The following is an 11,086-nucleotide window of genomic DNA, read 5'->3' as shown; positions in this document are numbered from 1 at the left end:
ATTATGACAGATTGTATATACTTTTTTTGATTAATCATATTATGACTCCGTTTCAATAAAGTTGAATCTCGGGGAGAAAATGCTAATTTAAATAATAGCATATAAAACAGAATGTTTTTTACTATAAAAATTACTTTTTTGAAAAAATGGTGCAAAGTTACAATTTACCACTGTAACATTGCACCACTTATTCTTTTAATTCCTCTTATAGCAGAAAGTTCATCTATTAATTGGAATAGTGCTAAGTCTTTTTGTTTACTTTCAATCATAATATCGAAATTATGATTGTGTTTTTTTGCAATGTGTAAGAAAGGCTTAATAAACTCTAAATCGATATATTCAGCATGAGCCCTAAATTCTTTTTCCGATCTCGGGGAGGAAATGTGAACTTTAGGAGAGATATTTGTATGTGACCAAGTTTCAAAAATTGCAGGAAGCAACTCTTCTAGTGGTTCCTCGCAAAGATTGGCCATATGATGATGATAATCAAATACAAATGGAATATTTTCTTTTTGGCAAATGGATAAAGTTTCAGCGGTTGTATAGGTTTTATCATCATTTTCAAGAGTCATTTGTTTTTTTATATGTGTAGGAAGTTTTTTTATGTTTTCATGGAAGCGCTCAATTGCCTTTTCTTTATTTCCATAGGCTCCACCTACATGAATATTAATGTAAGAAGAATCTGCAATGCCTATAGCATCCAATATTTTATAATGATAAGTCATATCCGTAATAGCGTTAGTAGTAATATGTGGCTTGTCGCTTGTAAATAGCGTAAATTGATTTGGATGAAAACTTATTCGTAAATTGTGTTCTTTAATTAAAGCCCCTATTTTACGCCAAAGTGGTGTGAATACCCCAATATAGTCAAACTCGACTTCGAGATGTGTTGCAAGTGGGACGATGGAAGACGATAGGCGATATAGTGGGATTTCATGCGCTATATTGTAATGAAGGATACGTATTGTGTGCTCTAAATTTTGCTTTATAACATGGTACAGTTTGTCTTCTCGTTCTTGCTTGCTAAGTTTCTTAAAACTTGTAAACGTCATTGTTTTGGCAGGAGAACAGTCCCAGAGTGCCATTGCATGTGAGACATATCCAAACCGTATAATCATATGAGATACACCTCTTTTATTCATTGTCTTTCCTATAAAAAGAAAGCAAGTATTGTTCCAATCCATTCCTTTCCTCTATTGATAAGAGAAGGCGGGTTTACATCGCTATAGGAAAGTACGGATGCATTCTCTAGATCTTCATGAAATTTATTTTTTACTGTTTGAATGAAATGTTTATTATATAACAGGCAGTTTATTTCATGGTTAATATATAAACTTCTCATATCAAAGTTTGCCGTTCCGATATCACAAATATCATCGTCCACTATAATAATTTTGGCGTGAAAAAACCCTTGTTGAAATGCATAAATATTGCAACCAGCCTGTATTAATTTTCGGCAGTACGGGAATTTTGCTTCCCGAACGAGAGGGTGATCAGCTTTTTCTGGAACAAGAATTGTGATTTGAACCCCTCTTTCTCTTGCTTTTAATAAGGCATTCATAATTTTTTTTCCAGGAATGAAATATGGCGTACCGATACAGATTTCTTTTTTTGCTCCGTTAATTAAATGTAAAAAAGTATGCTGTAAATAAGCACCATCAGTCGGAATAAATTGATGCAAGATGGTACCTGGTTGTTGTTTTGGAAAATAAAGAGAAGCATCCAATAAATTCTGTTTCGTATCATCAAACCAATCATGCAAAAATTGCTTTTGTAAATCTTGAACCCCTTCTCCTGTAAGACGTAAATGATAGTCTCGCCATAATCCTAAGTGTTCATTATGACCTAGATACTCTTCGCCAATATTAAATCCCCCGATATAGCCGGTTTTCCCATCAATCACTGTAATTTTTCTATGATTTCTTTGATTGGCAGAAAAGAAAGGAAGAGGAAATTTTACCTTATGACAAAATGAAAAAGATACACCATGTTTTTGCAGGGAGCGAATAGCTTCGTTTGATAAAGAATGGCTGCCAAATCGATCAAGTAAAAGTCGTACTTCAATTCCTTCCTGAGCCTTATCAATCAGCAAATTTAAAAATTCACGACTGATTTTATCGTTTTTTACAATGAAGAATAAAATATGAATGTGGTGCTGTGCTTGTTTTATATCAGTAAATAAAGCGTCATATAAATCTTTCCCATATGTATAAAGGTGAAAATCACTTTGACGTAAAGGGAAAGTGCGAGAGCTTACCCGTTTTAAATGAAGAAGTCTCCCGTATGAAAGGTCAATTGTAATCCAAAGAGCAACGGATATTAACAAAAGAGATAAGTAGAGCATCAGTGAATTCCCTCCTTCGCATTCTTTTCACCTTCAGTGTGTTACAAATGATACGGGTAGCACGGTTGTTATTATAAATTTCATTAGAGGATAGTATGTTGCACTGATTAAAGTTTCACTTTACCCCGCTTTAACGGGTAGTAAGCTTCCTATTTCAAAAATTGATGAATAAGCAGAAGCTAGTTAGGAAATCAACTGCCCGTAAAAGCCCGATTGGTTCAACTAATAATCAGCGGGGGAAGAACCGCCCTTACTGATTAAAGTTTCACTTTATAGTTTCACCGAAATAAACAGCTTTATGAAAAAATGTGTTGTTCTATAACAAAAAACTGTTGACTGAATGCTCACTCATTATATAATGGGGATAGGGGATATAATTCAGAAAATTATATATTTTTGAAGATTCAAAAAGAAAGAGGGCTTACAAAGAGAGGGGTAGCATAAAAATGAATAGCTTACTGATTATTAATTGGCTGGCTGCCATTGCTGTTATTGCTTATGCAGGATATTTGTTTGTATATCTTATACGGACGAGAATGGCCTACATACAATTAGGAAAAAAAATTGAGTTTGACCGTCGTTTTAAAGAGCGTTGGGATCTCCTTAAGGTCAATGTTTTCGGTCAGAAAAAGCTGCTGAAAGATAAGAAAAGCGGCATCATTCACGTTATGTTCTTTTACGGATTTATTCTTGTCCAATTTGGAGCAATTGACTTCGTTTGGAAAGGACTCGCACCAGGATCACATCTTCCACTTGGACCACTATACCCTGCATTTACATTCTTCCAGGAAATTGTCACACTTGTTATTTTAATTGCAGTATTTTGGGCTTTTCATAGACGTTATGTAGAAAAGCTTGTTCGTTTAAAACGTAACTTCAAATCAGGTCTTGTTCTTATCTTTATCGGTGGCTTAATGATTTCTGTGCTACTTGGTAACGGTATGGGACTTATATGGCATGGCGAGGAGCTTTCATGGAGTGAGCCAATTGCTTCTGCAATCGCTTACGTTTTTAGCGGGATAAATGAAACCGTAGCCATTTCAGTGTTCTATTTTTCTTGGTGGGTGCATTTACTAATTTTGTTAACGTTTTTAGTGTATGTTCCACAATCAAAACATGCGCATTTAATTGCAGGACCAGCTAATGTATTCTTCGGTCGTCTTTCAAACCCAGGGAAGCTTGAAAAGATTGATTTTGAAGATGAAACGCAAGAAACATTTGGTGTTGGTAAAATTGAAGAGTTTAGACAAAATCAACTTATTGACTTATACGCTTGTGTAGAGTGTGGCCGTTGTACAAATATGTGTCCGGCAACAGGAACAGGAAAAATGTTATCACCGATGGACTTAATTTTAAAACTTCGCGATCATTTAACTGATAAAGGAGCTGCGGTAACATCAAAAGCACCGTGGGTTCCAGTAGTTGCCTTCAATAATACACAAGGAAATCAGTTAGCGATGATGGCAGCTGGAAAAGGGCAACAAGAATCAGCGTCTACAACGCTCGCTTACGATCCGAGTTTAATCGGAGATGTTATTACAGAAGAAGAGATTTGGGCATGTACAACGTGTCGTAACTGTGAAGATCAATGCCCAGTTATGAATGAGCATGTTGACAAAATTATTGACTTACGTCGATATCTCGTTTTGACTGAAGGGAAAATGGACGCGGAAGCACAACGCGCAATGACAAATATCGAGCGTCAAGGAAATCCGTGGGGGCTGAACCGTAAAGAGCGTGAAACATGGCGCCAAGGTGATGACGAAGTAACAGTTCCAACTGTAAAAGAAAAATCAAAAGCTGGGGAGGAATTCGAGTATTTATTCTGGGTTGGTTCAATGGGATCATACGACAATCGTAGTCAGAAGATTGCGATATCGTTTGCGAAGTTAATGAACGAAGCAGGCATTTCATTCGCAATTCTCGGTAATAAAGAAAAGAATTCTGGAGATACACCACGCCGCCTTGGAAATGAATTTGTATTCCAAGAGATGGCGACAAAGAATATCGAAGAATTTGAAAAGGCAGGAGTGAAGAAAATCGTTACGATTGATCCTCATGCTTATAACACATTTAAAAATGAGTATCCGGACTTTGGCTTGCAAGCAGAAGTCTATCATCATACAGAATTGTTAGCTCAGTGGGTGAAAGAAGGGCGCTTAAAGCCTGTTCACGCTATTGAAGAAACAGTTACGTACCATGATTCCTGTTATTTAGGAAGATACAACGAAGTGTACGAAGCGCCACGTGACATTTTGAAAGCGATTCCTGGAGTGAATCTTGTAGAAATGGCACGTAACCGTGAAACGGGAATGTGCTGTGGCGCAGGTGGTGGCTTAATGTGGATGGAAGAAACAACAGGTTCTCGTATTAACGTTGCTCGTACAGAACAAGCATTAGCTGTACAGCCATCTATTATCGGTACAGGTTGTCCATATTGCTTAACGATGATCAGTGATGGAACGAAAGCGAAAGAGGTAGAAGAGAAAGTTCAAACTCTTGATGTGACAGAGATTTTAGAACGATCTGTTATCGGACAGAAAAAAGAAGCGATGTAGTTTGTAAGAATGTATACAACTTTAGAAAGAGGTGCAATGATTGCACCTCTTCTCAACGTAGGGATATCGAGCGAGCGCTCAGTGTTAAAAAATGAAATGGGGGAAAGAAACATGAGTAAAACAGTTATTTTAAGTGCCGCAAGAACACCAGTTGGAAAATTTGGAGGATCTTTAAAAGATGTAAAAGCGACGGAACTTGGAGGAATTGCAATTAAAGCAGCGCTTGAAAGAGCAAATGTTGCGGCTAGTGAGGTTGAAGAAGTTATATTTGGAACGGTTATTCAAGGTGGGCAGGGACAAATTCCATCGCGCCAAGCTGCGAGGGCTGCTGGAATCCCTTGGGAAGTGCAGACGGAAACAGTGAATAAAGTTTGTGCATCAGGGCTTCGTGCGGTTACGTTAGCGGATCAGATTATTCGTACTGGCGATCAATCACTAATTGTAGCTGGCGGTATGGAGTCGATGAGTAACAGTCCTTACATTTTACGCGGAGCAAGATGGGGATACAGAATGGGCAATAACGAAGTTGTTGATTTAAACGTTGCTGACGGTTTAACATGTGCATTTTCAGGTACACACATGGGCGTTTATGGTGGAGAAGTTGCGAAGGAAGATGGAATTTCTCGCGAAGCGCAAGATGAATGGGCATATCGTAGCCATCAGCGTGCGGTTTCAGCGCATAAAGAAGGGCGTTTTGAAGAGGAAATCGTGCCAGTAACGATTCCGCAAAGAAAAGGCGATCCTATTGTCGTTGCAAAGGATGAGGCGCCACGTGAAGATACAACGATTGAAAAGTTAGCAAAGTTAAAACCTGTATTTGATAAGACAGCAACGGTGACAGCTGGTAATGCGCCGGGACTAAATGATGGTGGTGCCGCACTTGTATTAATGAGCGAAGACAGAGCGAAGCAAGAAGGAAGAAAGCCATTAGCGACAATTTTGGCGCATACAGCAATTGCAGTGGAATCTAAAGATTTCCCAAGAACGCCAGGTTATGCAATTAACGCATTGCTTGAAAAAACAGGCAAGAAAATTGAAGACATCGATTTATTCGAGATTAATGAAGCATTTGCAGCGGTAGCAATTGCAAGTACAGAAATCGCAGGAATTGATCCGGAAAAATTGAATGTAAATGGCGGCGCGGTAGCGATGGGACATCCAATTGGAGCAAGCGGAGCGCGCATTATCGTTACACTAATCCATGCACTTAAGCAGCGCGGCGGCGGAATTGGAATTGCTTCGATTTGTAGCGGTGGCGGTCAAGGGGACGCAGTGATGATTGAAGTCCACTAATTAAAGTTCGAGGGTATAAAATTTATTAACAATTAAGGGGGAAGAAAAAATGGGTGTACAAAACATTGTTGTAATTGGTGCAGGGCAAATGGGATCAGGAATTGCACAAGTATGTGCAATGGCAGGATATGACGTGAAGGTACAAGATTTAAAGCAAGAGCAATTAGATAGAGGAATGGCTATCATTACGAAAAACTTAGCGCGCCAAGTAGAAAAAGGACGCATGAAGGAAGAAGAGAAGGAAGCGACATTAAATCGTCTTACAGTAACGCTTGATTTAGATTGTGTGAAAGAAGCGGATCTTATTATTGAAGCAGCTGTTGAGAAAATGGATATTAAAAAGAAAATCTTTGCGAATCTAGATGAAATTGCTCCAGAACACGCAATTTTAGCGACGAATACGTCATCTCTGCCAATTACAGAAATTGCAGCGGTAACGAAGCGTCCGGAAAAAGTAATCGGTATGCACTTTATGAATCCAGTTCCAGTTATGAAGCTTGTTGAGATTATTCGTGGTTTGGCTACCGATGATGCGGTATATGAAGCAATTGAAGATATTACGAAAAAAATTGGGAAAGTACCAGTTGAAGTGAATGATTTCCCAGGTTTTGTATCAAACCGCATTTTACTACCGATGATTAACGAAGCAATTTATACGTTATATGAAGGTGTAGCGACGAAAGAAGCAATTGATGAAGTCATGAAGCTTGGTATGAACCATCCGATGGGGCCTTTGACACTCGCTGATTTTATCGGTTTAGATACGTGTTTATACATTATGGAAGTGTTGCATGAAGGATTAGGAGATAGTAAATATCGCCCATGTCCATTATTACGTAAGTATGTGAATGCAGGATGGTTAGGGCGTAAAACAGGTCGTGGATTCTACGTTTACGAATAAATGCCCCCTTTGTTACAACATAGTGGTCTTACCAAATTATTTAAAGGATATATAGCAAATGGAGGCGGAATATATGAACTTTCGTTTTAATGAAGAGCAGCAAATGATGAGGAAAATGGTTCGGGATTTTGCACAGAAGGAAATAGCTCCCTTTGTTCCTAGTATGGAACAAGGGGTGTTCCCGAAAGAGATTTTGCAAAAGATGGGTGAGCTTGGATTAATGGGTATTCCAGCGCCTGCAAAATACGGCGGGGCAGAAATGGACTTTATTTCTTACATTCTAGCAATTGAGGAAATCTCAAAGGTAAGTGCAACAGTTGGTGTAATTTTAGCTGTACATACGTCAGTTGGAATGAATCCGATTTTATATTTTGGAACAGAAGAACAGAAGAAAAAATATGTTTCTAAACTTGCAACCGGGGAATATTTAGGTGCATTTGCTTTAACAGAGCCAAATGCAGGATCAGATGCAGGGAGTTTGAAATCAAGAGCTGTGAAAAAAGGTGATCATTATATTATTAATGGATCGAAAGTGTTTATTACAAATGGTGGTGAAGCAAGTACATACATTGTATTTGCTTCTACAAATCCAGAGGCAGGGAAAAGTGGTATTTCTGCATTTATAGTAGAGAAAGATACACCTGGTTTAATCATTGGAAAAGATGAACATAAGATGGGACTTCTCGGTTCTCGTACAGTACAACTTACTTTTGAAGATATGAAAGTGCCAGCTGAGAATTTACTTGGGGAAGAAGGACAAGGATTCAAGGTGGCGATGGCGAATTTAGATGTTGGGCGAATTGGAATCGGTGCGCAGGCGTTAGGAATTGCTGAAGCGGGGCTTGGCTGTGCAATTGATTATGCAAAAGAAAGAGAGCAATTCGGGAAGCCCATTGCGGCGCAGCAAGGGATTGGCTTCAAGCTTGCAGATATGGCAACAAGTATCGAGGCAGCAAGGTTACTCGTATATAGAGCGGCATCTCTTAGGGCACAGGGATTACCATGCGGTAAAGAAGCATCTATTGCGAAATTATTTGCTTCTAAGACAGCGGTTGAAGTCGCGATTGAGGCGGTGCAAGTATTTGGTGGTTACGGTTATACGAAAGACTATCCAGTAGAACGATTTTTCCGTGATGCGAAAATCACGCAAATATATGAAGGAACAAGTGAAATACAGAAACTTGTTATTAGCCGTGCTTTATAAAAGGGCGAGGGGGAGACGGAGATGCATTTTAAACTATCAGAAGAACATGAAATGATAAGAAAAATGGTTCGAGATTTTGCTAAAAATGAAGTGGCACCAACAGCAGCTGAGCGTGATGAAGAAGAGCGATTTGATCGAGAGTTATTTGATCAAATGGCAGAGCTTGGTTTAACTGGTATTCCATGGCCTGAAGAGTACGGTGGAATTGGAAGCGATTACTTAGCATACGTAATCGCTATTGAAGAATTATCTCGCGTTTGTGCTTCAACAGGTGTAACACTGTCTGCGCATACTTCACTTGCGGGATGGCCAATTTTTAAATTTGGGACGGAAGAGCAAAAGCAAAAGTTTTTACGGCCGATGGCTGAAGGGAAGAAAATTGGTGCATACGGCTTAACGGAACCAGGATCTGGATCGGATGCTGGTGGAATGAAGACAATCGCAAAGAGAGATGGCGATCATTATATTTTAAATGGATCAAAAATTTTCATTACAAATGGCGGTATTGCTGATATTTATGTTGTTTTTGCGCTAACTGATCCTGAATCGAAGCAGCGCGGTACGAGTGCATTTATTGTAGAAAGTGATACACCGGGATTTTCAGTTGGGAAGAAGGAGAGCAAGCTAGGGATTCGCTCTTCACCAACGACTGAAATTATGTTTGAAGATTGCCGTATTCCTGTAGAGAATCTACTTGGAGGAGAGGGGCAAGGGTTTAAAGTTGCGATGCAAACATTAGATGGAGGTCGTAACGGTATTGCGGCGCAAGCTGTTGGGATTGCACAAGGGGCTTTAGATGCTTCTGTAGAATATGCAAGGGAGCGCCATCAGTTTGGAAAACCAATTGCGGCGCAGCAAGGGATTGGCTTTAAACTTGCGGATATGGCAACAGATGTAGAAGCAGCACGCCTTTTAACATATCAAGCGGCTTGGCTTGAATCAGAAGGGCTTCCGTATGGAAAAGAATCAGCGATGTCAAAAGTATTTGCAGGCGATGCAGCGATGAAGGTGACGACTGAAGCGGTGCAAGTATTTGGTGGTTACGGTTATACGAAAGATTATCCAGTAGAGCGTTATATGCGAGATGCAAAGATTACACAAATATATGAAGGAACACAAGAGATTCAGAGGCTTGTAATTTCTCGTATGTTAACGAAGTAGGAACGAAAGCGTAGGTATTTTCCTACGCTTTTTCCTTCCAAAAAATAATAGAGAGAGGTGAAGGGAATGGTTAAACATAATGTGCATGCATCGGTGAAAGATGAAAAATTAGTTGCGTTAAGACGTGAACAAATGATTAAAGGTGCGGTGCAACTGTTTAAACAAAAAGGATTTCCGCGTACAACAACGAGAGAGATTGCAAAAGCGGCTGGGTTTAGTATAGGGACACTTTATGAGTACATTCGTACCAAAGATGATGTTTTATATTTAGTTTGTGATAGTATATATGAACATGTAAAAGAAAGATTAGAGGAAGTAGTGTGTACAGAAAAAGGGAGTATAGAAAGTTTAAAGATAGCAATAACGAATTACTTTAAAGTGATGGACGAATTACAGGAAGAAGTATTGATAATGTATCAAGAGGTACGCTTTTTACCGAAAGAATCACTTCCGTATGTATTAGAAAAGGAGTTTCAAATGGTAGGAATGTTCGAGAATATTTTAGAACAGTGTACGGAAAATGGAACATTTACATTAAATAAAAAAGAAATACAGCTTCTTGCGCATAATATTTTTATACAAGGACAGATGTGGGGATTTAGACGCTGGGCGCTGCAAAAACTGTATACGCTCGAAGAATATACAGAAATGCAAATTAGGTATGTATTGCAAGGGGCCCATATGCTTCCGAAATAAGGAACAGACAAATTATAATTTTACTGCCCTATAAAAGTTTCCCGTTTTTTTTGTAGCATATTTGTGCGACTTTTGTTTATAATGAATAGTATGGATTTTTTTAAGCAGGCCGTTATATATAAGGTTATATTTGATGAAAGGAAGTGCCGCATAAGTGGATTTTAAGCAATATTCACCAGAAGAGCTAAAAGAATGTTCAATGATTGAAGTTGTACATAGCGTTTTAGGGGATAAAAAACAAGCAACGACATTCAACGAGTTGGTTCAAGAAATCGCTCAAGTGCTGGGACTATCTCAAGAGCAAGTTAATGCGAAAATCGCACAATTTTATACAGACTTAAACATCGATGGACGTTTCATTAATTTAGGAGAAAATCGTTGGGGACTACGCAGCTGGTACCCATATGAGCAAATTGATGAAGAAATCTTGCCTCAACCAAAACCGAAGAAGAAACGTAAAGTTGAAGAAGACGGTTTTGACGACTACATTGAAGAAGACGAAGATGACTTCGACGATGCAGACGTAAGTGAAGATGAAGACGATGTAGAAGATTTGGACAAGGTTCTTGAAGAAGAAGACGGAGATGACGACGATCTTGATGATTTAGACGAAGATGACGACGACTTCGCTGAAGAAGAACTTGAGTATGATGAAACTGAAGAAGAAGAAGAGGAAGAACTGTAGTTCTTGACTTTTCATTATCGTCCATGTAGAATCATTTTTGGGCTCTTTAAAAAAGGACGATAATACTTTTAAAGTGTAAATATAAAAGAAAATTGCTCCCTACTTATTACTTTTTGTGATGAGGGGAGCAATTTTCTTTTTTGTTTTTTGTTTAGAAAATAAAAAGAGTCTAACAATAAGATGGATACAGTGTTATCTACATACGTTGCGCTTTGCAACGGTGATTATATAACAGCAAAATAGA

At 38.7% G+C, this 11,086-nt stretch carries 9 protein-coding genes; 7 read left to right on the top strand and 2 right to left on the bottom strand.

From position 1 onward, the window contains the following. Window positions 1-164 precede the first annotated feature (164 nt). Both uvsE and cls read right to left on the bottom strand, forming a co-directional pair. Window positions 165-1,118, bottom strand: a complete 954-nt coding sequence (gene uvsE / locus GBN78_RS15325; protein ID WP_098293341.1) for a UV DNA damage repair endonuclease UvsE — start codon at window positions 1,116-1,118, stop codon at window positions 165-167. 32 nt (window positions 1,119-1,150) lie between these two features. Next, window positions 1,151-2,344 (bottom strand): cardiolipin synthase, encoded by a 1,194-nt coding sequence (cls, locus tag GBN78_RS15320; protein WP_088067758.1) that lies wholly within the window; start codon window positions 2,342-2,344, stop codon window positions 1,151-1,153. A gap of 446 nt (window positions 2,345-2,790) precedes the next feature. On the opposite strand from cls, the gene GBN78_RS15315 reads away from it, so the two are divergent. The 7 genes from GBN78_RS15315 to rpoE all read left to right on the top strand — a co-directional run bounded on the left by GBN78_RS15315 (window position 2,791) and on the right by rpoE (window position 10,842). Next, on the top strand, window positions 2,791-4,902 hold the full coding sequence (locus GBN78_RS15315; RefSeq protein WP_098293331.1) for a (Fe-S)-binding protein: 2,112 nt from the start codon (window positions 2,791-2,793) through the stop codon (window positions 4,900-4,902). A gap of 9 nt (window positions 4,903-4,911) precedes the next feature. Further along, the gene (locus GBN78_RS15310; protein WP_141444455.1) at window positions 4,912-6,195 is read left to right on the top strand and encodes an acetyl-CoA C-acetyltransferase; all 1,284 of its coding nucleotides are present in this window, start codon (window positions 4,912-4,914) and stop codon (window positions 6,193-6,195) included. 49 nt (window positions 6,196-6,244) lie between these two features. Further along, window positions 6,245-7,096: a 3-hydroxybutyryl-CoA dehydrogenase gene (locus GBN78_RS15305; RefSeq protein WP_000538880.1), complete on the top strand. Its 852-nt coding sequence runs from the start codon at window positions 6,245-6,247 to the stop codon at window positions 7,094-7,096. 73 nt (window positions 7,097-7,169) lie between these two features. Next, window positions 7,170-8,300: an acyl-CoA dehydrogenase gene (locus GBN78_RS15300; RefSeq protein ID WP_098293330.1), complete on the top strand. Its 1,131-nt coding sequence runs from the start codon at window positions 7,170-7,172 to the stop codon at window positions 8,298-8,300. Between the two features lie 21 nt (window positions 8,301-8,321). Then, entirely contained in the window at window positions 8,322-9,461 is a 1,140-nt protein-coding gene (gene acdA, locus GBN78_RS15295; RefSeq protein WP_000545545.1) for an acyl-CoA dehydrogenase AcdA, read from the top strand. 66 nt (window positions 9,462-9,527) lie between these two features. Further along, window positions 9,528-10,157 (top strand): TetR/AcrR family transcriptional regulator, encoded by a 630-nt coding sequence (locus GBN78_RS15290; protein ID WP_000238599.1) that lies wholly within the window; start codon window positions 9,528-9,530, stop codon window positions 10,155-10,157. Window positions 10,158-10,311: 154 nt separating this feature from the next. After that, window positions 10,312-10,842: a DNA-directed RNA polymerase subunit delta gene (gene rpoE / locus GBN78_RS15285; RefSeq protein ID WP_000346280.1), complete on the top strand. Its 531-nt coding sequence runs from the start codon at window positions 10,312-10,314 to the stop codon at window positions 10,840-10,842. The last annotated feature ends 244 nt before the right edge of the window (window positions 10,843-11,086 follow it).

Source organism: Bacillus sp. B2-WWTP-C-10-Post-4, assembly GCF_009183805.1.
Classification (GTDB): domain Bacteria; phylum Bacillota; class Bacilli; order Bacillales; family Bacillaceae_G; genus Bacillus_A; species Bacillus_A cereus.
Note: the sequence above shows the minus strand (reverse complement) of the source record. Positions and strands in the feature narration are given on the sequence as shown.